This window comes from Vallitalea okinawensis (genome assembly GCF_002964605.1).
In the GTDB taxonomy this organism is placed as follows: Bacteria; Bacillota; Clostridia; order Lachnospirales; family PQDH01; genus Vallitalea_A; species Vallitalea_A okinawensis.
In genome coordinates, this window is the sequence record NZ_PQDH01000001.1 from 683,333 (window position 1) to 709,963 (window position 26,631).

25 protein-coding genes are annotated in these 26,631 nt (G+C 33.6%); all 25 read right to left on the reverse strand.

Annotated features, from left to right (window positions below; all coding sequences use genetic code 11):
* Positions 1–97: 97 nt before the first annotated feature.
* Positions 98–1,837 (reverse strand): glycoside hydrolase family 36 protein, encoded by a 1,740-nt coding sequence (locus C1Y58_RS03190; RefSeq protein WP_157949923.1) that lies wholly within the window; start codon positions 1,835–1,837, stop codon positions 98–100.
* Positions 1,838–1,962: 125 nt separating this feature from the next.
* Complete coding sequence (gene radA / locus C1Y58_RS03195; protein WP_105614533.1) at positions 1,963–3,330, reverse strand: DNA repair protein RadA; 1,368 nt, start codon at positions 3,328–3,330, stop codon at positions 1,963–1,965.
* A 95-nt stretch (positions 3,331–3,425) separates the two neighbouring features.
* A complete protein-coding gene (locus tag C1Y58_RS03200) occupies positions 3,426–4,064 on the reverse strand; it encodes an SIMPL domain-containing protein (RefSeq protein WP_242985334.1) in 639 nt (212 codons plus the stop codon).
* A 101-nt stretch (positions 4,065–4,165) separates the two neighbouring features.
* Complete coding sequence (locus C1Y58_RS03205) at positions 4,166–4,822, reverse strand: SIMPL domain-containing protein (protein WP_105614535.1); 657 nt, start codon at positions 4,820–4,822, stop codon at positions 4,166–4,168.
* Between the two features lie 50 nt (positions 4,823–4,872).
* Entirely contained in the window at positions 4,873–5,520 is a 648-nt protein-coding gene (locus tag C1Y58_RS03210) for an SIMPL domain-containing protein (RefSeq protein WP_105614536.1), read from the reverse strand.
* Between the two features lie 70 nt (positions 5,521–5,590).
* Complete coding sequence (locus C1Y58_RS03215) at positions 5,591–6,196, reverse strand: SIMPL domain-containing protein (RefSeq protein WP_105614537.1); 606 nt, start codon at positions 6,194–6,196, stop codon at positions 5,591–5,593.
* A gap of 124 nt (positions 6,197–6,320) precedes the next feature.
* A complete protein-coding gene (locus tag C1Y58_RS03220; protein ID WP_105614538.1) occupies positions 6,321–6,731 on the reverse strand; it encodes an endosialidase in 411 nt (136 codons plus the stop codon).
* 114 nt (positions 6,732–6,845) lie between these two features.
* Positions 6,846–9,296, reverse strand: a complete 2,451-nt coding sequence (locus C1Y58_RS03225) for an ATP-dependent Clp protease ATP-binding subunit (RefSeq protein ID WP_105614539.1) — start codon at positions 9,294–9,296, stop codon at positions 6,846–6,848.
* A 41-nt stretch (positions 9,297–9,337) separates the two neighbouring features.
* A complete protein-coding gene (locus C1Y58_RS03230) occupies positions 9,338–10,369 on the reverse strand; it encodes a protein arginine kinase (protein WP_105614540.1) in 1,032 nt (343 codons plus the stop codon).
* A gap of 1 nt (position 10,370) precedes the next feature.
* Positions 10,371–10,862 (reverse strand): UvrB/UvrC motif-containing protein, encoded by a 492-nt coding sequence (locus tag C1Y58_RS03235; protein ID WP_105614541.1) that lies wholly within the window; start codon positions 10,860–10,862, stop codon positions 10,371–10,373.
* 207 nt (positions 10,863–11,069) lie between these two features.
* Positions 11,070–11,489: a MarR family winged helix-turn-helix transcriptional regulator gene (locus C1Y58_RS03240; RefSeq protein WP_105614542.1), complete on the reverse strand. Its 420-nt coding sequence runs from the start codon at positions 11,487–11,489 to the stop codon at positions 11,070–11,072.
* 95 nt (positions 11,490–11,584) lie between these two features.
* Positions 11,585–12,850 (reverse strand): MFS transporter, encoded by a 1,266-nt coding sequence (locus C1Y58_RS03245; protein WP_105614543.1) that lies wholly within the window; start codon positions 12,848–12,850, stop codon positions 11,585–11,587.
* A 146-nt stretch (positions 12,851–12,996) separates the two neighbouring features.
* Complete coding sequence (locus tag C1Y58_RS26355) at positions 12,997–13,155, reverse strand: hypothetical protein (protein ID WP_157949924.1); 159 nt, start codon at positions 13,153–13,155, stop codon at positions 12,997–12,999.
* 128 nt (positions 13,156–13,283) lie between these two features.
* Positions 13,284–13,580, reverse strand: a complete 297-nt coding sequence (locus C1Y58_RS26765; protein WP_207655695.1) for a hypothetical protein — start codon at positions 13,578–13,580, stop codon at positions 13,284–13,286.
* Positions 13,581–13,726: 146 nt separating this feature from the next.
* Positions 13,727–14,059, reverse strand: coding sequence for a CGGC domain-containing protein (locus tag C1Y58_RS03255; RefSeq protein WP_105614544.1), 333 nt, complete (start codon positions 14,057–14,059; stop codon positions 13,727–13,729).
* Between the two features lie 176 nt (positions 14,060–14,235).
* Positions 14,236–15,225 (reverse strand): hypothetical protein, encoded by a 990-nt coding sequence (locus tag C1Y58_RS03260; protein WP_105614545.1) that lies wholly within the window; start codon positions 15,223–15,225, stop codon positions 14,236–14,238.
* Positions 15,226–15,339: 114 nt separating this feature from the next.
* Positions 15,340–16,323 (reverse strand): LacI family DNA-binding transcriptional regulator, encoded by a 984-nt coding sequence (locus C1Y58_RS03265; protein ID WP_105614546.1) that lies wholly within the window; start codon positions 16,321–16,323, stop codon positions 15,340–15,342.
* 201 nt (positions 16,324–16,524) lie between these two features.
* Complete coding sequence (locus tag C1Y58_RS03270; RefSeq protein ID WP_105614547.1) at positions 16,525–18,192, reverse strand: glycoside hydrolase family 13 protein; 1,668 nt, start codon at positions 18,190–18,192, stop codon at positions 16,525–16,527.
* Positions 18,193–18,230: 38 nt separating this feature from the next.
* The gene (locus C1Y58_RS03275; protein ID WP_105614548.1) at positions 18,231–19,067 is read right to left on the reverse strand and encodes a carbohydrate ABC transporter permease; all 837 of its coding nucleotides are present in this window, start codon (positions 19,065–19,067) and stop codon (positions 18,231–18,233) included.
* 1 nt (position 19,068) lies between these two features.
* The gene (locus C1Y58_RS03280) at positions 19,069–19,944 is read right to left on the reverse strand and encodes a carbohydrate ABC transporter permease (protein ID WP_170311500.1); all 876 of its coding nucleotides are present in this window, start codon (positions 19,942–19,944) and stop codon (positions 19,069–19,071) included.
* A gap of 116 nt (positions 19,945–20,060) precedes the next feature.
* Complete coding sequence (locus tag C1Y58_RS03285) at positions 20,061–21,320, reverse strand: ABC transporter substrate-binding protein (RefSeq protein ID WP_105614549.1); 1,260 nt, start codon at positions 21,318–21,320, stop codon at positions 20,061–20,063.
* Between the two features lie 217 nt (positions 21,321–21,537).
* Positions 21,538–23,286 (reverse strand): DUF4153 domain-containing protein, encoded by a 1,749-nt coding sequence (locus tag C1Y58_RS03290; protein WP_105614550.1) that lies wholly within the window; start codon positions 23,284–23,286, stop codon positions 21,538–21,540.
* A 156-nt stretch (positions 23,287–23,442) separates the two neighbouring features.
* On the reverse strand, positions 23,443–23,691 hold the full coding sequence (locus C1Y58_RS03295) for a zinc ribbon domain-containing protein (protein ID WP_105614551.1): 249 nt from the start codon (positions 23,689–23,691) through the stop codon (positions 23,443–23,445).
* 92 nt (positions 23,692–23,783) lie between these two features.
* Entirely contained in the window at positions 23,784–24,698 is a 915-nt protein-coding gene (locus C1Y58_RS03300) for a helix-turn-helix transcriptional regulator (protein WP_105614552.1), read from the reverse strand.
* A 117-nt stretch (positions 24,699–24,815) separates the two neighbouring features.
* Positions 24,816–26,534 carry a S8 family peptidase gene (locus C1Y58_RS03305; RefSeq protein ID WP_170311501.1) on the reverse strand — a complete coding sequence of 573 codons (1,719 nt, stop codon included), beginning with the start codon at positions 26,532–26,534 and terminating at the stop codon, positions 24,816–24,818.
* Positions 26,535–26,631 lie beyond the last annotated feature (97 nt).

Genomic DNA, 26,631 nt, shown 5'->3' on the forward strand with positions numbered 1-26,631 from the left:
ATAGCTGATACAGACATGATCCAACTTAATTTATAATATAATATGATAAACCATGTAATGTTAATTGAACTTACATGGCTTATATTCTGCTCAGAATCTATATAATAGTCAGCAATCCACTAGCAGGCACATAAACTTGATGTAATCCAGCCTTCCAACTAATCACTTCTTGATTAACTTCTCTTCCACAGCAATCGTAAATGGTTAGTTTTCCTTTAACATCTACTCCACAGTCAAGGTAGACTTTTTCAGTTAATTTACCATTAACGATGACTGTCTCATCTACTAAAGCATTTAACTTAACAACATGGTCAGCATATACACCAATAATATGTTTTTCATTATCCCTAGCTTCTACTACTGGATACTGTTGTTCTGGATGATGAGGCATCAACTCACCATCAAGTAAAACATCTTGGTATTTATTGTAGAAATCTAACCAGAAAGCAACCATCTTACGATGTTCATCTTTTAACTTCTCAAGCTTCATAGATATTTGAGGAACTCCAAAGATAATATTATTTATCTGTAAAGCCGCACTTTCAACATGATCCTCTTCATTCCACATAATCATATCTGCATGTGCTACTGTATTGCCACTAATTAACCGAATATCACAGATACCAGAACGATTGGTTGCAAAATCTGCAGGACAATCTCCTACTCTAAAGATATTACCATACTTACGCATAAGTGGACCTATGTACTTTTGACGAAATTCAATCATTATATCTGGTTTAATAGCTTTTAATCGCTTCATCACATCTGACAAAAGTCGATCTACCGCCTCATCTACAGAAATGTAATCCATTAGCTCATTATAAGCTGGCATGTTCTCACGGTCAACAAGACCAAAGCGATCAACAAAATCCAATTTAAAGCCATCTAGATCCCATTCTTGGAGTGCTTTCTCATAAATATTAATGAGATATTCTCTTACATCAGGGAATCTAGGATCTAAAGTAGCTGAACTGTTTCGCTCAGTCAGAAATAATACCTTATCTTTAAAACGATTCCATATGTTTGACTTTACACCAATATAAGGAACGCTATACCAAAGTAAATACTTCATCCCCATGGCATGTACACGTTCCACATGAGCTTTCATATCCGGGAATTTTTCCACACAAACTTCCCAGTCGCCAGTATAAGCATAACCTCTTTGATTATCAGAAGTTTGCCAGCCATCATCTACTATAACTGCTTCACAGCCCATAGACTTAGCTAATTGACATTGTACCTCAATCTCTTCATCAGTCATCTTCTGATGGAAACTATACCAAGTAGAGTACATTGGTTTCTTCGCTACCTGTGGAACCTCAGATGGTTGAAGGAGATCAAAAGATTCCCACCAGAACGATACATCTTTTAGGGCTTTGTAATAGGGAACATTTCTATTATCCAATCGTAGCTTTACTTCATAATGACGAGCTGGTTTTGTTGGTTCTGTAAAGAGTTCCGCCTTGCAGACAATACGCCCATTTTCTTCTCGAACTCCCATGGCTAATGCAACTGTATTCAAAGCATCAGATAGTGCACAAGTTAATCGATTTTCACCAGATGCATTGTAATAGATAGCAACTGGTGCCGAAATAGTAGCTTTAGATAATAGTCCCTTATGATAATCAGCTCTTAGCTTTCTTGTCGTCCCATTTAGTGGGAACCAATAATAATGAGCATCGATTAAAGGATAATCCCAACTCATAACGACAGGGGCAAATTCTGTTAACTCTTCTTGTTCTAAAGTTATTTTATACTCCAAAAGTCCTTCTTCTAATTGAAACTTTTCATAGGTTACTTTTATTTGTTCATGGTGTTTAAAACGTAATTCAAACATGATAGTCATCTCCTTATATCATTCACTGGATTGGTAACATCTCACTTTACTTTAATCCATTTCAGAATCCAAGACCATGTCTTCATGTTTGGTATACATGTCCTCATGTTTGATATGAAATGTTACTAAACATTCCACAAAATACTCAATGCATCGGAGACATTCTCAACTCCGTGTACATGTATTCCTTCAATTTTATTAAGTCCTTTTAGGTTAGCTTTTGGCACGATAATATGTTCAAATCCCATTTTAGCGGCTTCGGTGATTCGTTTCTCAACCATCGATACAGCTCTAACCTCGCCAGTAAGACCTACCTCTCCGCAAGCTATTAATTTATTTGAAATGGGTGTACTTCTAAAACTTGATGCTATAGCTGCAACTATGCCTAGATCTAGAGCTGGCTCCGTGGTCTTGATACCACCTGCAATGTTAACATAGCTATCGTAACTAACAAGTTGCATACCAATTTTCTTTTCAAGAACAGCCATAAGAAGTACTACTCGATTATAATCTGTTCCTGTTGCCGTTCTCCTTGGCATACCAAAATTAGTTGGACTAACTAATGCTTGCACTTCAATCAACATAGGTCTGGTACCTTCAATACTACATGTTACAACAGAGCCTGCCTCATTTTCTGGTCTACCAGATAGCATCATTTCTGAAGGATTTGTTACTTCTACTAAACCTACATCTCTCATCTCAAAAACACCAATTTCATTAGTGGAACCAAAACGATTTTTTACTGCTCTTAACACACGATAAGAAGCATGGCGTTCACCCTCAAAATAAAGTACTGTATCAACCATATGCTCAAGAACTCTAGGACCAGCAATAGCACCTTCCTTCGTTACATGTCCAACAATAAAGATAGACACTCCCAATTGCTTAGCCAAACGCATGAGTATGGCAGTACCTTCTCTAACTTGACTCACACTACCAGGTGCAGATGTAATGGATTCGCTGTAGATGGTTTGTATGGAATCGATGATAACCATGTCTGGCATCATCTCTTTAATAACAGACTCAATACTTTCAAGGGATGTTTCAGCAAAAAGCAGTAGATTATCTGTTGTAATCCCTAAACGATCACCTCTTAATTTAATCTGCGTTTCTGATTCCTCACCAGATGCATAGAGTACCTTTTTATTTTGTCTACCGATAAACTCGCACATTTGAAGCAATAACGTGGATTTACCAATACCAGGATCTCCACCAACTAGAGTTAATCCCCCTCTAACAACGCCTCCACCCAGTACACGATCTAATTCACCGATTCCTGTTGTTACACGATTCTCTTCTTGGATCTTAATTTCATTGATCTTCGTTGGTCTATTTCTCTTAGTTTCATTGTTTCTGCTCACTGGATTTTTGGATTTTACAACAGTTTCTTCAACAAAACTGTTCCAACTTTTACACCCTGGACATTGCCCCATCCATTTAGGGGATTCATGCCCACATTCCTGACAGAAATATATATTCTTTGTTTTAGCCAATGAAAATTTCCTCTCTTTCGTTAAAGCTACTATTCTTATTACCTTTATCTTAACAAATTTATAGAAAAAAAACCACCTCACGATTGAGGTGATTTCTATTCCTCTATGATTGTAAATTCTGCTTCAACAACTGAGTAATTTGTTGTAAAACCTTCTGCCAATGAAGCAAACTCCTTTATGACATGCTTTTGTAGCTCTTCAATGACCTGATTTACATCAGTAATTTCAGTTACTTTCTGCGGTACCTCCTCAATTTTCACTCCTAATCTGTCTGCAACCGCTTTTGCCCTATCATAAGCATTAGAGACTGCATCCGCTAATGTTTCATTCCATAATTTTGTACTATCTTTTACCGTAAACAATACATCCTCAACCTCAACTTCTATGTTTCTTAAATTATAGAGAAATTCGCTCAGATACTCTAAATCATAGAAGGATATCTTAAAAATACTTGATGCTATATATCTTATGACTTCATTATTAGCATCATAAACAGGAGTTAACTCATTACTTGTATAAAAGATATCTTCGTCTTTAATACCGTACTCGTTAAGAGTGTCCAAGAATATTTGAATAAATTGTTCATTCTCTTGCTGTGCTTTATAAGGATCTTGGGCTTCTGATATTAGATTAAAAGCTAAAATAACCATGTCTGATTTAACTGTCCTTGTTCCATACCCCTTAACACTTATTTCTTTTGCCTTCGTGACCCTTGGAACAAATCCTCGGTACATATACACACCTATACCTCCTCTGAATTAAAACACTGTGCTATCTTCAGTATTATTTTATGTGGAGATACTGGAAAGGTGTGAAATTAGTACAAAAAAACACCTCATGATTGAGGTGATTCTTCAATAATTAGAAACTTAGCTTTAACTGAAGCATATAAGGGAATAAATCCTTCATCATCCTCAGCAGCATACTTCTTATCATATATTCTTGGAAAAACATCACCTGGATCTGTGACTTCTATTATATCTTGAGCCGTACCATTTATCACAACATCCATTTCTTTAGCTACAGCAGATGCTCTGATATAAGCATTGGCTACAGCTTCTTCTAGAGCTTCATTCCAGTGAAGCATGGGATCCTTCAGTGTAAAGAATGTATCCTTAACGACGATATCTTCGGATCGTATATTATATAATAATTCACTTAGAACTTGTTGGTCATAAAAAATTATTCTAAAAATCGTAGAAGATTTAAACCCAATGATATTGTCTTGTTCGTCTATGATTGGTGTAATCTTATTAATCGATGAAAATATATCTTCACTTCTTATACCGTACTCTTTAAGAGTAGCCGTAATTCTTTCAATCAATTTATCGTTCTCTATTTGAGCTTGAATAGGATCAGTAGCTTCTGTGATTAAATCAAATCCCACAATAACCATATCTGACTTGATAAATTTAATTCCCACACCTATAACCGTTATTTCTTTTGCTTTATTTTCTTTCCTTACTATGTTGCGATACATCATTGGATACATTTTTCAACTCCTTTTAGATAGCTTACTTTTCTTTTTCTGTAGAGAGTATATTACTCTAATTCAAGAAATTCGGCCTCCACAGTGGCAAAAAAAGTGATAAATCCCTCCATAAACTTAGGTGTATCTTCTACATGTTGATGGGATACACCCATGAGTAAATCATGTACATTTGTGGTCTCAGTTATATTTTGAGGTGTATCATCAATTATAATCCCCATTTCCTCTGCTATTTTTGTTGCTTTTACTAAAGCATCGGATACCGCTAAGTCAAGTGCTTCATTATAATACTTGACAGGATCCTTAACTGTAAAAATCACTTCAGTAACTCTACCTTTAGCCCCTTTTACATTAAACAATATTTCACTCAGTAATTGCATATCATAGAAAAGTACCCTATATATTGTGGATGCTTTGTATGTGATTATTTCATCACTTTGATCATAGCTAGGCATTAATTCATCTCTTGTATAGAAGATATCCTCCTCTTTAATACCAAATTGCTTCAATGTACTATTGGCTTCTTCTATTTGTCTGCCACTATTCTCTAATGCTTGAAAAGGATCTATGCTTTCGGTAACCATATCAAAAATCAGAACTGCCATATCTGATTTCACAATTTTGGTACCAACACCAATCACATTAATGGTCTTTTTTTTCTTTATTCTTGGTACCAGATCTCGATACATATTATAATACATAGGACACCTCCTTTTTGCTTTTCTTAATCTCTTTCATATATATATGATTTTTCGTATTGTTTTAGAATGATTAGTCGACAACCAGGTATTTAGCTTTTACTGTTGCATAAAAAGTAATGGTTGACTCTACTGTTTTTGGATCAAGGTTATTATTACTTCCCGATATCCATGGTGTTTGATCATAAGCATCTGTCATCTCAGTTAATTCCTGAGCAGTTGCTTCTATGTATACTCCCAATTTATTCGCTATGACAGACGCTTTATTATCTGCATTAGTGACTGCATTTTTGAGTGCCAAATCATAGTAATAAATTGGATCTTTAAGTGTAAAAATGATATCTTTAACAATAACGTGTCTACCTTCTATGTTATAAAGAAATTCAGCTAATACTTGTAAGTCGTAAAACTGGATTTTAAAATTTGTCGCAGCCTTAAAGGTATCTATCAGACCACTTTTATCATATATTGCTGCTAACTCATTTCTTGAATAATCAATATCCTTCTCTTGTATACCGAAATTGTTGAGATAATCTTTAGCAGCTTCAATCAACACCTCATTAGAATTCTTAGCTTCTAAAGGATCTTCATTATAATTTACTATATCAAACAAAAGAATCATCTTGTTAAGCTTAGCTATATTTGTTCCTGTCCCTACTACATTTATGCTTTTCCCCATACCATGATTCCCTCCTCAATAGGGACGCATTTTATATATTTTATGAATACGCAGTGAATTTTAGTAATTAAAAAACACCATCAAGTTAAATACTTGATGGTGTTAGAATTCTTTACGTATGCAATTATATTCTATCAATCTTTATTTTTTTAGGTGATAAACTTTCATTAACACTAAAAGTTACTTTACCAGAAAGATTGGATTTCACTTTATCTACTTGAACATCATCAATGAAAATTTTATAAGGTTGTTCAGGCTCTAACTCCACTGTAATGCTAGAATTTTTATTACCTTCAACACTAAAGTCAACACCTGCTTCTGATAATTTGAATCCATGAACTGTTGTACCTGGAACAGATTCATAAACCAAGATACCGTTCTTTTCTAATTTAGTGATCTCATAAAAAGTTTTTACTTTATATAAATCGCCTTCAACTTCAAAATCTTCTACTTTCTTTTTTTCATCTAATAAATAATTTCCAAAGCTAAGAGTTCTGTCTTCTTCTACTCTAATTAATTCCTGAATAATTGACATTGTGTTTATACCCTCCTACGAAATGACAATATATTATATATATATATACCATTATAATATATTTATCGTCACTTGACCATTAATAAATATAAAATTTTCTATGAACAACTTTATTTATACATCTAATCCTTTTACATTGAAGATTAAACGACCATTTCGAATACCTATTCGAACACGTTGTCCTTCTCGTACCTCACCATCTAGAATGCGTTCTGCTAACTGATCTTCAATTTGAGCTTGCATAGCCCTTTTTAATGGCCTTGCACCGTATACTTTATCAAATCCTTCATCAGCCAAAAATTCCTGTGCCTTTTCTGTTAATTCAAGTTGTATACCTAAATTTTGCTGTACACGTTTAGCCAATTGTTTGAATAAGATATCTACAATTTCTTGAATATTTTCCTTGGTTAAAGGATGGAAAACAATGAGTTCATCTATTCGATTTAAGAATTCTGGTCTAAAAAGTCGTTTAACTTCATCCATTACATTTTTTTTCATGTCTTTGTATTCTCTTTTTTCATCTCGCTCACTGACAAATCCTAAAGTCTTAGGCTCCACAATGTTCCTTGCTCCAACATTCGAAGTCATGATAATAACTGTATTCTTAAAGTCAACCCTTCTCCCTTGTGCATCGGTGATATGTCCATCATCCAATACTTGTAAAAGAATATTGAAAACATCTGGATGAGCTTTTTCAACTTCATCAAAGAGGATGACTGAGTAAGGCTTTCTACGAACTTTTTCACTGAATTGCCCACCTTCATCATAACCAACATAACCTGGAGGTGATCCTATGAGTTTGGATACACTGTGTTTTTCCATGTATTCAGACATATCCACTCGAATGAGAGCATCTTCATCACCAAACAAGGCTTCTGATAAAGCTTTACATAATTCGGTTTTACCTACACCTGTTGGTCCTAAAAATAGAAATGAACCTGTTGGTCGTTTTGGATCTTTTAACCCTACTCGACCACGACGTATGGCCTTAGATACTGCTACAACAGCTTCATCTTGACCTACCACCCTCTCATGTAAGATTTTCTCCATGTTTTTAAGGCGCTCGCTTTCTTCTTCAGCTAATTTCTTCACTGGAATACCGGTCCAACTTGCAACGATATCCGCAATTTCTTCTTCATTAACAATCTGATTAGATTTGGAATTATTTTGCTCCCATTCTAATTTTTCTTTTTCCAGTTGTTTTTTAATTTCATTTTGTTTTCCTTTAATGAGTCCTGCCTTCTCATATTCTTCTGTTTTGATGGCGACCTCTTTTTCTTTTTCCAATTCTTCAAGGCGTATCTCTAATTCTTTTATATTAGGTGGTGCCGTATACGTCCTAAGGCGTACTTTGGAGGCTGCTTCGTCGATTAAGTCAATAGCTTTATCAGGTAAATAGCGATCAGTAATATAACGATTAGACAACTTAACTGATGCGATAAGTGCTTCATCCGTTATGTGTACACTATGATGAGCTTCATATTTATCTTTTAAACCTCTTAATATATCGATTGCCTCTTCTTCTGTTGGTTCTTCTACTTTAACAGGTTGGAAACGTCTTTCTAATGCTGAATCTTTCTCAATATACTTACGATATTCTTCTAATGTAGTAGCACCAATAAGTTGTAGTTCCCCTCTTGCAAGAGATGGTTTCAAAATATTAGAAGCATCAATAGCACCTTCTGCAGCACCAGCACCAACAATCGTATGCAATTCATCTATGAAAAGAATAACATTGCCTGAATGTCTTATCTCTTCTATAGCTTTTTTGATACGATCTTCAAACTCACCACGATACTTAGAGCCTGCTACCATGGATGATAGATCGAGAGCTACAACTCTCTTCTCTTTTATGGTCTCAGGTACATTTCCTTCAATAATCTTTTGAGCTAACCCTTCAGCTATGGCCGTCTTACCTACACCTGGTTCACCAATTAAGCAAGGATTATTCTTAGTACGTCTACTTAAAATTTGAATAACACGCTCAATCTCTTTATCGCGACCAATGATAGGATCAAATTTTTGTTGTTCCGCCATCTGAGTTAAATCACGGCTAAATTGATCCAGTGTTGGCGTAGAACTAGTCTTATCTTTCTTTTGCTTACCTTTATTTATGTTGGGGTTACCTGAAACTTCACCTAAAATCTCTAAGATTTCTTGATACAACTTTTGAGAATTAACTCCCAAAGCTGTTAATAAACGTACTGCTATACTATCACCTTCACGCAAAAGAGCTAATAATATATGTTCAGTACCAATATAGTTAGTGTTCATCTTAATGGCTTCTCTCAAGCTGTTTTCTAAAATCCGTTTAGCTCGAGGTGTAAAATCTTGTTTATCAATTGTACTTCCTTGATTTTGCACACCTATATTACTAATTTTATCTGATAAAACTTCTTCTGATATCCCTTGGTCTTTAAGAGCTCGTGCTGCAACACCTTCTCCTTCTCTTATAAGTCCTAACAATATATGTTCAGTACCTACATAACCTTGCCCAAAATTTGCAGCCGATTCTTGCGACAAAGCAATTGCCTTCTGAGCTTGTTTTGTAAATCTTGCCATCATATTGGATTCCTCCTTCTTATTAATACTTGTTCTTATTTCAACTACCCATTAGTCAATAAAGGTAATTTTTCTCGTATAAGTATCGCTCTTTTTATGTCTCTTTCATTGGAGTTCAACTCTCTCCCAGCTAGTTTTTGTAAATTTGCAGGTTGTATTCGAGTCATTAAATTGTAAATATCTAAACCACTTTTATCCATTTTTAAAACACCTAGTTCTAAGCCAACTTTTACATCAGATAACAAACTCATTGCCTCTTTTGCTGTTATCTTTCTCGCATGGCTTAAAACACCATATGAACGAAAGATCTTATCTTCAAATTCTAGTTGATCTTCTTTAATTAATTTTTGACGCACCCTTCGTTCTTGTTCAATAATTTGACTGGTAATGTTATTCAAATTGTGTATAATATTCATCTCGGTTTCACCAAGAGTAATCTGATTAGATATCTGAAAAATACTTCCATAAGCTTCAGTACCTTCACCATACATACCTCTTACAGTAATACCAAATTTACCAATTGCCTGCAAAATAATCGAAAGCTGACCATATGCCTCAAGTGCTGGTACATGAAGCATATAAGAAGCTCTCAATCCTGTACCGACATTGGTTGGACAAGCTGTTAAATAACCATATTTTTCATTATACGCATAATTGATCTTTTCTTCAATAAGATCATCAATTCGATTAGCCAATTCATATGCCCCTGGCATGTTCATACCATCAGTAATGCATTGTATTCGTACATGATCCTCTTCATTAATCATGACACTTAACCCTAAATCTCTATATAGTATGACTCCACATGGAATTTGCTTTTTTAATAATTCAGGTGAAATCAAGCGCTCTTCTAAAAGAGCTAACTTCTCATTCATGGTCAACTCTCTCAAGTTGTAAAACTCGAAATGTTCAGAGATAGGTGATGAAGCTCCCATAATGACTTCTTTAATTTCATCCATCATTTGTTCAGCCGATATATCTGACATACGATTAGGAAAAGGATATTTTTGAATATTTCTAGCTAAACGAATACGAGTAGTTATAATCACATCGTCGTTTTTATTTATATTACTCATGTTATTCCTCCTTTTCCAAGGCTTTGATTTGATCCCTTAATTCAACTGCATCCTCATAAGCTTCTGTCTCAATAGCTTTTTTAAGAGCTTCTTTCAAGCGATTGATCTCCCTTTTTCTTTTGATGGTTTCTCCTGCTATTTCAGGAATCTTACCTACATGTCCTGTACTGCCATGAATACGTTTCAATACATAATTTATCTCATCATCAAAAACACGATAGCAATTGGCACAGCCTACTTTACCAATTTTTCGAAAATCTTTGTATGTCATATTGCACATAGGACATATAACTTCAGCCTTTACTTTAGATTTTTGATTTTCTTTAGATAAATCTAATAAACTTTTGAAAAAATCTTCAAAGGGATTATTCATAGTCGAATGTCCTGTCTCAGCTGCACATTGTTGACATAAATACATATCCACTTTATTGCCATCTTGGATGGTCTTTACTTGAATTGTTGCCGGATTAACTTTACATCGATCGCATTTCACAGTCATCCCTCCATGCTTTTATTGTCATTTAGAGTTTGCTTCATATATATTGTTAACATCGTCAACTAAAGAAGTATTATTAATTATATTATATACTATTTGAAAAAATTTCAATATATATATTGAATTTAATAAAAGATATGTCCTTTTTTTAAATGTATTATAGCCAGCTAAAGATCCATTAGCTGGCTAGTTATTATTGAACCATTAATCCAATAATTTTCTTAATGTTTTTTCTAAGGTATTGTATTCTTCCTCTGACAGCTTTTGTTGCATACGATCAATTATGTCATCGAAAGCATTCATTTCAGCTTCTCCAATTTTTTTAGCTTTGTCCGTTAACTCTAAAAAATAGACTCTTCCATCTAATTCAGATTTTATCTTTCTTACATGTCCAGACTTGATCAGCTTATTAATAGCAATTGTAACAGTAGGCTTTGTTAGATTAGTGGCTTGAGCTAACTTTGTGACAGTAGGTTGATCCATCATACTGATATGATGTATAAAATGAAACTGACCATAAGTGATACTGCTTAGTTCTTCTTTTGACATCAACTTCTCTTTATGAAATTTGATTATATCCGACATAATGGTTGTTAACTCATCCAAAACCTGATTAAATTCCATAGCAATCTCCTTCAACCGTTATGTCATTATTTTATACTTTTTATTTCCATTTATCAAGTATTCCTTTATGGACTCTTCCATTCGTTATGTTCCTACTAATGACCTATCTCTTCTTGAGATGCTAATCGTGATTCATGTCGCATAAATGGAACATGTACAGCTAACTTTAAGATCATCCCAACTAATAATAATCCAAAAACCAATAAAAGCTGATCATTCTCAATCAGATAACCATAAGCAAACATCCCTATTATACGAGATAATGAAAAAGTCATAATCAAAATGGATGTAAATCTTCCTAGTTTATCCTGTGAAACTTCCGTTTGATAGAAACTACAGAAAAAGACGCCATAAAAATCAAAGGATAAAAACATAATAAAACTAGCTGCTGATAGATAGGCTACAGGTGACCAGAAGTGCCCCGCAATAAAACTGCTAAAGACTGGAATAGCTAACAAGCTAAACACGCCTACAGCACAAATCATTCCTATAATACCATAGTTAATATTTTGAGCAACTGTACGGCGACTTCTGTAATAAAGAGCTAGGAAGCCAGCAATAATAGCCCCTGCCGAGATACAGCTTCTTACAATACCATAGTGATATTCTGGTGCTCTAAAAACCATCACCAACAAATAAATAACACAAACCTCCATGAATGGAAATAGAAATAAATGAGTCAAGTTACCATTAATGACTAATGATTTTAACTGAGTATCATGTAGTATAACTGCTATCCCTTCTTTTATATCTTTTCCGATATTTAAATGACCTGTTTTAACATGATCTTCAAAGACCATAAAATATTCAAAAACAGCTGAAAAGAAAAAAGTAAGGCCATCAACTAATAGAATAATTGGTAATCCATATACCCCGAACAGAATACTACCAGCTAGAGGACTCACCACACTTATAATATTAGTAATGGTACGACTCATGGCATTAGCCTCAGAAATCAGTGCTTTCTCCAATATTAATGGAAATATCGTTGTAATGGCTGGTCCAAATAAGGTATCGCATATGGCGAAAAAAATGATGACCACATAGATCATATAAAGCTTTATCCCTGATGTAAGAGCTATCATAAAGAGGGTTAACAACAATAGAGCTCTTATAATATCCAATACAATGATTAGATGCTTTTTTTTCATTCGGTCTACAGCAATCCCTGCAAAAGGTGATAAGAAAATCCTTGGAATAAATGATACCGCCATAACGCTACTGAATTGCAATGCTGACTGCGTCAAGACAAGAACATAGAGAGAGAAAGCAGTAGTCAACATGATATCTCCAAATATTGAAGTATTGTTTCCTATAAGATAAAATAAAAAATTCTTATTCTTTAACACTTTAAAATTCATTATATCCCCCACTAACTATAAATAGTTTGTTTTATCTAACTAACCATTTATAGTCTAATGGAAATCTTTACAAATGTCAATAAAAATATAATAAAATAAAGGCTATCCTTTCATAACCTTTACTTTATTATTTTTGACACACTCAATTAATTCATTATTTTACTTTCAATCTTCTCAAGTCTGTTGCCTATGCTTTTAATTTCTTCTATTAATAGCTCAAGGTTACTCTCTAATTTCTCAAGTTTTTCCTTATGTAACTTTTTTTCTTCTTTTACTAACTGAATACTATATGGATCTGAACTCATTACTCTCCCCCTCTCTTTTTTTATTTGTGCGACATATTATTACCTTATTATACCATAGCTAATGATTTCTATACAGTATGGTTGTCTAAAAAAAACTACCACTTAAGTGGTAGTTTACGGGAGAAATATTAATAAAAACATCCTCTATTTAAGAGTATTATATTTACAGCACATACTGCACGTCTTGTACCACAGCAAGGATAACCACAGAAGCCTCCATAGCCTCCATAACCACCGTATCCACCGTATCCACCATATCCACAAAAGCCACCGTAACCATAGCCACCATATCCTCCGTAGCCATAGCCTCCATAGCCTCCATAGAAAGGTCGTCCTATGAAACCGCATGGATTGCAACAACAACAGCAACCTCTACCAAATCCACGACGGCCAAATCCATATCCGTATCCGTATCCATATGACATAGATAATTTCCACCTTTCATAAAAAAAAACTATTTCTTACTATATCATATGAAAATAAAAGGTGTCTGGTGATAGGATTGTCCCAACTAGGATATATTATGGGGTAAAGGGACTATCTCACATATTGATAAATAATTGAACCCTCTTTAATGTGTATAATCAATAATTCTAATATCATTACCGATTCTATTTTTAATTGCTGTTTTCATTTGCTCTACATTTGGACAAGGAATTCCAATAGGGTTTCCTTTAGTAATACATGAAGCTAGTACAATTGTATCAGCTCCTCTTTTCACCATCATTTCTGCTCTTGTAACTGCTTTCTTCCCAGGGCATCCACCACATGTAGTCACCCCTATTACTTCTATATCTTCTTCTACTCCATCAAATGCACACTTTTTATTCTTCATTGCTTTAAAGCAAGTTGTAGCAGGACACATATCTTCAGTCTGCATACAACGAATTAAGCCTACTTTCATCGGATACACCCTTCCCAGAATACAAATTATACAAGTATACCTTATCTAACTTTTATATTATATCATGATATAAATTAAGATTGTTATTTGATTCTCTTATGATACTTTATAATAATGAATAATTCTAACTAAAGAAATGCCATATCTAGATAACTTAGATATGGCATTTCTATTGATTAATTGGATTGAATAAGTTGATCAGTAACATATTCACCCTCATCAAAAATAATGAAATCAAAAGGTATTGGTTCACTATTATCTTGTGATTGATAATAGACATCCTCAATTCTTATGCTCTCAATTATATATCTGTTAAGAAAGCTCTGAACAGGAACAATAATTTGATTACTTCCTTGAGTTAATGTACTTGTTGGGACTATCCCTTTCCAATCATATTTTGTTGTATCAATAACCAAAGTGGTTTGGTGATCTTCATCACTTGAAAACAGAAGCCCCTCTATTCCTTCTTCCTCATGTACCATAATATTCAATATAAAATAAGCTTCATGATTATTATAAAGAATTTTATCTAATGCAATTTTGATCTTAGGCACATGACCTTCTGTAGCATAATTAATATCTGATTGGTCATAATCTAACTCCTTTATGCCTAAGTACTTTTTATAACACACTCGCCATCCGAGTTCATCATCGAATGCAAGCCGTATGTAATTATATTCAAGAACATATTCCTGTCCATTGAGGAAACGGCGTTCTTCAAAATGTCCACCTACGAACTTTGTATTGGGATAGAATTCACTCTCTTCTTCTGACATGTCTCCCATTATAAAACTTACCATTTCATAGTTGTTTTCTATGTGCTCTCTTTCTTGCGCTTTCATTGCTTCATAAGGATCATCAAATCCAAAGGCTACATAAGATTCTTTCCAAAGCATTTCAGCCATTTTCTCATAATCTCTCTTTAGCTGTGCATTCAGATAATCATAAATGATATTCTCCACTTCCTCGTAGTCAATCACAAAATCATCTTCTTCTACTTCTGTATCTACTGTTTTCTTTTCTACTTCTAGCTTAACTTCTGATTGTTCAATTTTTGAATTTTCATTTACTTTAAGATTAACCTCATCGCCCATTTCCGAAGTACATCCAATTAAAATTAGTAATAAAAGAGTCAGTACCAACAAATACATTCGTAATTTCTTCATAACTTCCCCCTCTTATTAATACAAAAGTAGTATACCTATTATACCACTAAATCAATTATTTTACATTAAAACACCCCCTTATTCCAAATACACTTGAATAAAGGGGTGTAGCCTCTACGTTTCTCTGATTAAAAATTTATAGGGTAATATAACATTTTTTACTTCTTTATTCTCCTTTTTCAGTCTATCAATTAATAATTCCACTGATTCCTTACCTAATGCATACATGGGTTGAGCTATCGTTGTCATCAATGGCTCAACAATTTGAGAAATGATTGTTCCATCGAAACTAACCAAACCCATATCCTTTGGAACATCATAATTTAAATTCTTAAGTAACTTCAATATAATCGAAGCTTGAATATCTGAATTGATTAACATACCATCTACATCTTTATGCATTTCTAAGAACTTCTTCATTCTACTTCTCAATTTATTAAAATCATCATATCCCATGACAGCAAGTTCCTTATTAAATGCAATATTTTTTTCTTCTAACGCCTTTTTATACCCCTTGACTCTTGCTATTTTAGAACTAGAATCTATTTCACCATGGATGTATGCAATTTTCTTTTTACCCTGATCAAGAAGATATTTAGTTGCCTCATAACTAGCTTTTTCATTATCAATAGTTGTATAAGATACATCCATACCCTCAAAATATTCATTACACATAACTACTGGATAGTCATCAACAAAGTTTTGCAAAATTTCCTTCGATATACTTGATGAAATAAATATTGCACCATCTACTTGATTGGTTTTTAACATATTTATATAAACATTTAACTGATTGACATCCATTTCAGTTGTCGCTGTTATAACCTTGTAGTTATTCTTTTTAATGGCTGCCTCAGCACCTCTAATAATCTCAGCAAAAAAAGGATTGGAAATTGTGGGTATGACCAATAAAATAGTATTACTGCGCTGCTTCCTTAAGTTCTGCCCTAACGAATTAGGTTTATAGTCTAAATCTTTAATAACCTTTAGTATCTTTGCTCTTGTTTTGTCTTTTACATTTTTATCGTTGTTGATTACTCTTGAAACAGTAGCAACTGAAAAACCTGACTTTTCAGCTACTTCTTTTATTGTACTCATACCTTTTCCCCTTTTCAATTCTCTATAGTAAACCTGTAAAATTATATTCTTTATTTTATCATCTTGATAAGAATCATACAAGCTAGCTTTATATGTAGTGCATCATTTGAGGCATCGAACCTCATAACTTTTGATACATTTCGTTACACAAAATGATCAAGCAAGAGATCGTACTTTCCTGCGCATACTTGAAACGTGACGCTAGTCATTTTTCTTGTATATCCTAGCTTCGTAAGGTTTTAATATGATCTCTTTGCTTTTCTCAATAACAGGATTACTACTTAATAACAATTCTAACCCTAATGACTCCGTACGAATTTCTTTTGTTTCTTCAGTAAAGTTTGCAACAACCATGAGTTGCTTATCGTTATATTCCCTTATAAAGCTAAAAATTTCATTATCTTCTTCATGGATTAATCTAAAGGTTCCTTTTAGCAAAATATCACTATTCTTTCTAATAGCAATAAGTTTTTTATAATAGTTTAAAATAGAATCTTCTGATTGTAATTGTTTAACCACGTTAACTTCTTTATAGTTTGAATTTATATTTATCCACGGTTTACCATCAGTAAATCCTGCATTTTGACTATTATTCCATTGTATAGGCGTCCGTGAATTATCTCTACTAATACCTTGAACATATTTTAAAGCTTCTTCATTATCATGACCATTTGCCAAATGTTCTAAATAAGCTTTTTTACTTCTCATATCTTGATAATCATCAATACTATTAAAATTTGGATTAGTCATACCTATCTCATCACCTTGATAGATAATGGGTGTTCCTCTTAAGGTCAATAAGATTGTGGCTAACATCTTTGCTGACTCTACCCTATACTTGTCATCATTACCAAAACTTGATACTAGTCTTGGCAAGTCATGGCTACTGAAAAATACTAAGTTCCACAATTGATCGCTTAATGCCGTTTGCCACTTATTTATCAGCTTCTTAAAATCTAACAGACTCCATTCAACGAGTTGATTATGCGTCTTAATGAGATTAACATGTTCGAATTGCAAGAATAAATCAATTTCACTTCTATTATCACCTGTATATAAATAGGCTTGTTCAGGGGTAACTCCCTCAACTTGACCAATTGTAATCTTATCCTTGTATTTTGAAAATACTTCCTTATTTAACTCTTTTAAATACTCATGTACCTTTGGATGATTCAAATAATATTTTTCTGGCGGTAAATATTGACGTGTATCCCCTTCAACTATTTCTACATCAGGTAACCCGTCTTCCTTAGCAATTTTATTGATAACATCCATTCTAAAACCATCAACACCCTTTTGTAACCAGAAATCCATTATGTCATAAAATGCACGCCTTACCTTTTGATTGTTCCAGTTTAAATCCGGTTGTTGAGGTGAATAAAGATGTAAATAGTACTCATCAGTTTGTTCATCATACTCCCATACAGACCCGCCCATCCTAATGGAAGCCCAGTTATTTGGTTCTTTACCCTCTTTACCAGGTCGCCAAATATAAAAATCTCTGTAGGGATTATCTTTCGATTTTCTGCTCTCAACAAACCATTTATTCATATGAGATGTATGATTAGGAACTAAATCCATAATCAATCTCATTTCTCTCTTATGGACTTCACTTATTAACTTTTCCATATCATCCATACTACCTAGTTCATCCCATATATCATAATAGTCACTAACATCATAGCCACTATCAAAGTTAGGTGATGGGTGAATAGGACAAATCCACAAAGCGTCCACACCTAAATCTTTAAGGTAATCAAGTTTTTCAATAATTCCTTTTAGATCACCAATACCATCATCATTACTATCTTTGAAACTTCTGGGGAAAATCTGATAAATAACTGCGTCCATCCACCACTTATTGTCCATATTAGTACTCCTTCCACTCCCTTATTGTCGCAAAAAATTTATTCTTTTACGCCACCTTCCAATACTCCTGATAGAATACGTTTTTGCAATAATAAAATCATAACAATCAATGGTATAACTGTTATCACAGCTGCAGATGATAAAACACCCCAAGGAACTACATAATCAGTTTTGTATAGTGTTAAACCTACTGTGATTGCTCGATGTGATTCATACGGATTAAGTACCAGCGCAAATAAGAATTGATTCCACGCATTAATAAATACAAGAATACTTACAGTGAAAATCCCTGGACCTATTAAAGGAAATAAAATCTTGGTAAAAATCTGTATGATATTTGCACCGTCAATCTCACCACTTTCTTCAAGTGATTTTGGTAGTGTATTAAAATAGGCTGTAAGCATCCACACTACTAAAGGTAATTCCAAAACTGTAATAACCAAGGCCAAACCAATATAACTGTTTAATAACTTTAAGCTACTTAATAATTGATAAATAGGATTGATGATCGTTACAGGTGGTAATAAGGATATAGCTAATAAAAACACTAGAAATACTTTTTTCCCCTTAATATTCGTTCTTGATAAGGCATAAGCTGCCATACTTCCAATAACAATGGTTATCATGACTACCAAAATAGAGGTTATGAAACTATTCCTAAGATAAATGTGTAAAGGCTGTATCGTAAACGCATCCATGTAATTCGATAAGATCCATTTATCAGGTAATATGCTAGGAGGTATAGCCATTATATCCTTTGGTGTTTTAAAGGAGCTAAAAAATATGAAAATAAAGGGGAATAACATTGTTCCACTAAAAACTATAAAAAAGATCATATATGAAGTTTTATTTAAAACACTTTTTATTTGTCTCATATTACTCATCCACCTTTGATTTTAATGCATCTACAAATAGTAAGCTTATTAGTAAAGATACTATTAGCATCACGACTGCTAAAGCAGAACCATAACCTATATTTCCAAATCTAAAATAGGTGCTTACTGTATATATGGATAAACTTTCCGTTGTTCCTGCTGGTCCTCCACTGGTCATGGCGGCTATAAGATCATAAATTCTTAGTGCTGCAACTACCCTAAATAGGACTGCTATTACTAATGCTGGCTTAATAGAAGGTAGCGTTATCTTTAAAAACTTCTGCATGATATTAGCACCGTCTATATCTGCAGCTTCATAGAGTGTTTTAGGAACTGTTTGTAATCCGCCTAAAATTAGCAAGGACATATAGGGTGTGGTTTTCCATACATCAGCAATTATAATGGCTGTTTTAGCCCACATTTCTTCTGTGAACCAAGGTATACTCTCATGTATGATGCCAATGTTTAATAATATTTCATTAATCATTCCATATTGCCCAAAAAGATATGCCCACATCATACCTGATACGATAGTCGGAATAGCCCATGGAATTAAGATAATCGTTCGGATGATGCTCTGTCCCGGAATCTTTCTATTCATGATTAATGCCAAAGCCATACCAATGATAAGCTCTAGAATGACAGAAATGAATGTAAACTGTACAGTCCATGTAAATGAGTTCCAGAATGTCTCGTCACTGATAATTTTTTTATAATTCTCTAATCCAACAAATACCTTTCCTAATGCCATGGTTTGTACTCTGTATTCAAATAAACTTAAATAGAAAGTATTGATAACAGGATAAAGAACCATGATTACCATTAAGAGTCCTGCTGGCAATAGAAAAAGATATCCTATTTTCGTCTTTCTATCCATAGAAATCTCCTCCCTCAATATACGGATGAAATTTGAAAATAGATATTAGGTATCCGTTTCCTTCTCCTAATATCTATTTTCAATAACTGCTACTCTGCTAAAGTATTAGCAATCTCTTATTTAACAATGCTCTGAATTTTTTCATCAGCATATTGTACAGCTTCTTCTGGTGTTTTATTACCTGCAATTACATCCTGACTAGCCTGTTGAAGAACTGCTGAAATTTCTGCATAATAAGGTGATTGAGGTCTTGGATTAGTTGCCATTAATGCTGGGAACATTTCTACCATCCATCCTAATTCTGATTGAATATCTTCATCTTCATATAAAGCCTTTATGGTTGGATTATGGAGTAGTGTTTGTGCTTCATATTTTTGACTCTCATAATTTGATCTAAACTTTGCAAACTTTATGGCAGCTTCTGGATGCTCACTATATTTTGATACCATAATTCCCCAACCCCCAAGAGTTGAATAGCTTTCTTCGCCTTCTTTAGCTGGTAACACTGTATATTTAAAATTACCTACTACATTAGACTTTTCTTCATCCATGGATTGCCCGTAGAAACTTGGCCAGTCTCTGGTAAAGATCATTTGACCATTTAATGCTAATGCTCTTAATTCACCTGTACCAAATCCACCTACACCAGGAGGTGTGATTTTATATTCGTGAACCATATCGGACATCATTTGCATACCTGCGATTGATTCTGGAGAATTAAATATTGAATTTCCTTCTTTGTTTAAGAACTCTCCTCCATGGGACCATACTAACTCAGTCAAACTGCATGTAACACCTTCATATTGCTTCCATGAACCACCAAAACCATATAAGTTTGGATCATTTTCTTGATCCATGATGTACCTTGCAGTTTCTACCAGTTCTTCCCAAGTAGCTGGTACTGCCTTGTCGTATTTATTTAATAGATCTTCACGATAGAATAACATTCCACCGTCTACGAAGAAAGGTATGCCATAGTAGTGGTCATTGTATGTATAAGCTTTCATTGACCCTGGAATATGAGCATTAACTTCTTCCTCAGATAAATAGTCATCTAATTCTAATACCCATCCTGCCCCTGCAAAAATTGGTGTCCAAACTACATCACCCACAAATACATCTAAAGATGAATCCTTTGATTGTAACGTTGTACTAATGGTTTGCAATTTTTGATCCGAATCATCTGGCAGCTCCACATAATTTACTTTGATATCTGGATTTTCTGCTTCAAATTTAGCTATTAAATCTTCTTCTAAATTTTTCTCGTTGGATCTTCCATAATAGGTAATTGTAACTTGCTCATTTTTTTCTTCGCTACATCCCGTTATCATGACCATCATTGTTAGAATCATAACCATTGTTACTATTTTTTTCAATATAATACCCCTTCCTTAAATTAAGTTTTGTAATCGTTACCAAAATGTATTTTTTATTTTGGAATCGTTTACAAAACCATAATATCAAACCTCATTTTATTTGTCAACTTCTATTTTAAATTATAACAATAATAACTATCTATAATACCTAATGTTTAAAAATAGATAATAAATAAAACCATCTTATTTTTTAATTAAGATGGTTTATTCTTACTTACTATTTTACTGTAAAAAATACATCGAAAGAATATCTTGAATACTCGATCTCCCCTGTTGATACATTTCTCTCTCCTGAAATATTATCAAATTCAACTCTTACCTTTATGGCATCCGTTTCTTCTTCATATGACATGATTTCTATGGGTAAATCGTTTTTATGTGTTGCATCGTATTCTTTCAGCAAATTATTTATAAAAATCTTAAAATCTTTACTATATATTTCTTCTCCATTTTGCATAATTTCAAGGTTACCTGATTCGTCATTAAATTTAATAGCTAAAGGAGCTTCACTTAAGGCTTCTAGATTCCGATTAGTATAACTGAACATGTAATCATATTCTTTGATGTCTACTATCTTTGCATCCTCATTGGTACTAAAATAAAAATAATCTGTTGTATTATAATACTTATCGATATACTCTACACCTAAAACCTTTTCCATATCATTCATCTGAAATCCTTCTGGTAAGGTCTTAATATCTTCTAAGCTATGATTGTAATCAAAATAATTCAGTATGCTACTGATGGTTCTAGCATCTTCTTCAGACACATTGGCAGTAGCTTTTATAGCCTTATTGTCCACAAACATAGCATTTTTCATAAGCACCTGTTCAAATCTTTTATTCTGACTGTATTTTGACAGTGAATAACTACTTATTGGTCCAAATACCGATATAAAAGTTATGATCGCTAGTGAAATAGGTATTATTATATTTTTTTTGCTTTTTACAAAGGAAAAATAACTCATGACGATCAGAACCCAAATACCAAGTGCTACTACATAATATCTATTTTCAGTTACACCATAAGCATTAATTCTAATTCCAATTGAAACGAACATTAGAGCTATCAGCGGTAACAAAACTTTTGGATAAATCTTCATATATCTTTCAACCCACTTAATCTCTCTTACCATAGGTGTTATGAAAAATAATACCGCAGCACTAATGACTGAATACCAGAGTACTAAGTGAGAAACAAGTCCTTCTGGCCATTGACTCGTAATAATCACTTTACCAAAGTATATATAGAGTATCAATGTATATACTGAAATTAAAGGAATGATGATATAAAGTACTAGTACTTTAAGGAGTTTGGAGTAATCTTTTACACTCAATACATCTTCTCTCACTGGTATCTCAGCAAGCAAAAATGATGGAGCAAATACACCAATGATAACAAGCCAACTGTAATAATAAAGCCTACCCTGAATATTGACCTCAAGAAGCAACTCTGTAGTAGCTAAAATAGCCGCTATACCTAGGTATAAAACAACTGAGTACAGAACTGTTGTCAATAATCTGCTGAATACCTTAATGACATAAGCCTCGTAGTTATCCTTATTAGGTAAATAGGATATAAAAAGAAATATCAAATACAGAACTAAACTCGTACCTATATATCGTGTTATTGTAACCATCTCAAAATCTTTTAAGTAAAGGAAATAGTAAATAACCAGTAATATAGCCCCAGCACCATATACACTATAGAAGTAATATTTTTTATAATCCTTCAACCTTTCGAAATAAAGGTTAATACATAATGATACGGGTATCCCCATAGCTAGAACCATTGTTATTTTTCCTATGCTTTCAATGAGCTCTTCACTTTCTGATGCATTTGTTAGCTCACCAATGACAATAAGTAAGATGACACAAACTGCTGAAATACCTATTGCCTGTGGGAATCTTCTTATACTATTTTTTATTCCCTTTAATATACTTTTCACCACTTGATTGATCTTCAATTCCTTCACCTCCGTGAATTAATACTCTCTATAGAAATCTATAAGTGTACTACGTATCTATACTTTTATCATACACTCATTTCACTTATTGGTCAAAGAAACTAAGATACAAAAACAGACTGTTAACTTGTTTGTAACAGCCTGTTTCAAGGGATTTTATGCCCATCGCTTTAGATTTCTTAAATTATTATTAAGATATTCTCTTGCTTGCTCTTCTGTATAACCTTCTTTCATCATGAAAGGTACACATGTTTCTACCATTTCTTCAAAAGTCTCATCTGGTTTATTGAACTCGCCATTAGGATAACAGTAAATGCAGTATTCTTTGTTCACTGATCCATCTTTGTTCTTTCCATATAATTCTTCCTTCTCCATTGGCATTCCACAGCTTTGGCAAATATTCATATTATATTCCTCCTTAAAATCGATACATACTTGATGATTTTTTCATCCAGTTGATATAACCATTATGAAGGATATATTACGACAACATTATGTCATAGAATATTTTTTTCTATAGATATTTGAAGTCTTCTCACAAATTCTTCTCTTAACCACGCTGGTTCTAAAATCTTAACGTATGGTACCAAACCAAATAAAAGGGAGTATAACCATTCATCAACAGGGAAATTAAGAGTAACCATTATTTTATCTTCTTCAATTTTGCAGTCCTCATAATCAAAATAATCCGGTAGCTTACCCTGGAGGACTTTATCCACTTCTAAAATAATTTTTGTACTCTCTCTTCTTGAATCTAAATTATTGTCCCATGGCAAAGTCTCTGGTAATTCTTTAACTTCAAACTTCTCACTCAGCATCTCACATGAAACAATTCTGCTCAACTTAAATATCCTAAAGTCCTCACGAAGAGCACAGTACCCATAGATATACCATGCTGAGCCCATCATAACTAAGGAGTACGGACATATGATTCTACTTGTTTCCCTAAAATTAATATCCATATACTTGATATGAACTTTTTGAAAATGATCTCTTGCATTTGATAGGATATTGATATGCTCTTTAAAGTTCTTCTCATTGATTAATGGATTCAATTTGATCACAATTTTATGATCATCTATCTCATCTGGCAGTACCGTTGAAAATTTATTGAAAATGGATTTGACTTCTGAATAAGGTACTGTCTGTTCTAAACTCTCTAAAAATGCAATTAACACTTTTGCTTCATTGACATTGAGAAAGCTTTTATTCAATTTATAATTATCAAGAAGTTGATAGCCTCCGTTTTTACCTACATCAGCATATATTGGTACGCCAGCCATATTCAATGTATCCATATCCCGCTGTATTGTTCTAACAGATACTTCAAAATAATCAGCTAGCTCCTTGGCAGTTATCTTCTTTTTATTCACAAGCATCATTAAAATACTTAGCAAACGATCAACTTTCATTACTCGCCCTCCAAAACTTATCCTAAGGTACTTTCTATGTAACTTCTTTCTTTATCTTCAAATACATTTGTTAATAGCTTTATTATACAGCTTTATAACGCGAAATGGTAGGTCATATTAAATGATCTTAAACGTGTTAATAAGATCTAATTCCCCATAGCCCCATTCCCGATTAGGATATTTTATTCCTTTTCTTCTTCGCGCCCCTCTAGCTAGATAGTTCTTTATACCTATAGTATTTAAGAATGGCTCATTTCCCCTTAATAGACCCCATTCTAATAAAAGCGCACTAGCTCCTGCTGTAATAGCAGCCCCCACACTGGTTCCAGACATAGTACCATAGGTATTTCTCGGATATGGACCTATAACATTTACACAGGGGGCTACAATGTCAGGTTTTATTCGACCTACTCTTGTATAACCGCGTCCTGAAGGTAGGTATAAGCTATTGATAACTTCATTATAGCCTCCTACAGTTATGTTACCAGTATTGGTTCCGGGTATAACAATGGTTTCATTGGGATTAGGGCTCATGAAAATAGTGTTTTTATGGATAAATTCATTGATAGGTAAATAAATATCAAATTCTCCTCTAATGATAAGAGCGGAATATACAACAATGGTCCATAATCCAGGTAATGGATCTTTTATTAAAATAGATATATTCTCCTCTTCTGTTCTTTCTACAGTATATTGATATAGAACATTTACAATAGATGACTCAATGGGAAAATTAGTTTTATTCCACTTCCCAGACTTAAAGGGTATTTTCCCTGTGGTATTTCCACTTGGTGAAATCAGCTCTATGGTGACAATATCAGGAAGAGGACACCACATGTTTAAATAAACACCTTTTTCATTCTCAGCTACATTGAGTTGAACATCTATTTTATCCTGGTTTTCCTTAAAAACACCATGGTAATGATGTGCTGAGTTGGCTTCATTTCCTGCTGCCAAAACGGTAGCTACACCATTAAATTTCCCATACTCAGCTAACATCTCCTCTAATTCAAATGTTCCATCGTGTGCTCCATCTGAAGATGCAAGAGTCAATAAAATAACGATGGGTCTATCTAATTCTTTTGATTTTTGAAAAACATAATCGATGCCTTGGTAAATGTCACTGGTTTGATAAGCAACCGCATCTTCCTTCACAAATAAAAAATCCTTCAAACACTTTTTAGCTTGTTTTAACTTGACAATAATTAATTCTGCATCAGGAGCTGCTCCTTGGAAAGCTTCTTTTCTATTAGGTCGCCCTGTTGATAAGCCAGCCATAAATGTTCCATGTCCTATTTCATCAATACTAGGTACAATGGATAAGGAGTCTTCTGAATTTATAGCTTTATTGATAACTTCATTGGTATATTCAGAACCGTATAAAAATCCTTCAGGTGGATTTCCTCCAATTGTCTGATCCCAAATACTCAATATTTTACTTGTACCATTCTCATATATAAAAGCTTCATGCCTGTAATCAATACCTGTGTCAATTATGCCAACAAGCACACCATTACCTGATATATTGAGAGCTTTACTATTAAGTACTGGTCCTATACCTGCTGCTTCTATGCTACTCGTACTGGTTAAACCAAATAAGTTGGGTAATAAAGAGAATTCACTATTAAAGTAAAATTCTTCACAATCCTCTTGGTCCATTTTAATGTGAAATAACACGTAATCCTCAAGTACGTGTTGAGGGCATTCAGCGTTGACTTCTTTTGCGACCGCTTCAATATCGCTATCAATAGATACTCGATGGTAGATGTCTATATACTCCTCAGAAGTTATGATATCATGACATTTAATAATTTCATTTGAGTTTTCTTCTCTCAAGTTACCCCTCCATCTACCTAGTCTCCTCCTTTTAATCATATGAGAAGTCTCATATAAGAATGCTATACTTTAGCATTCTTTAGCCAAATACATGGCA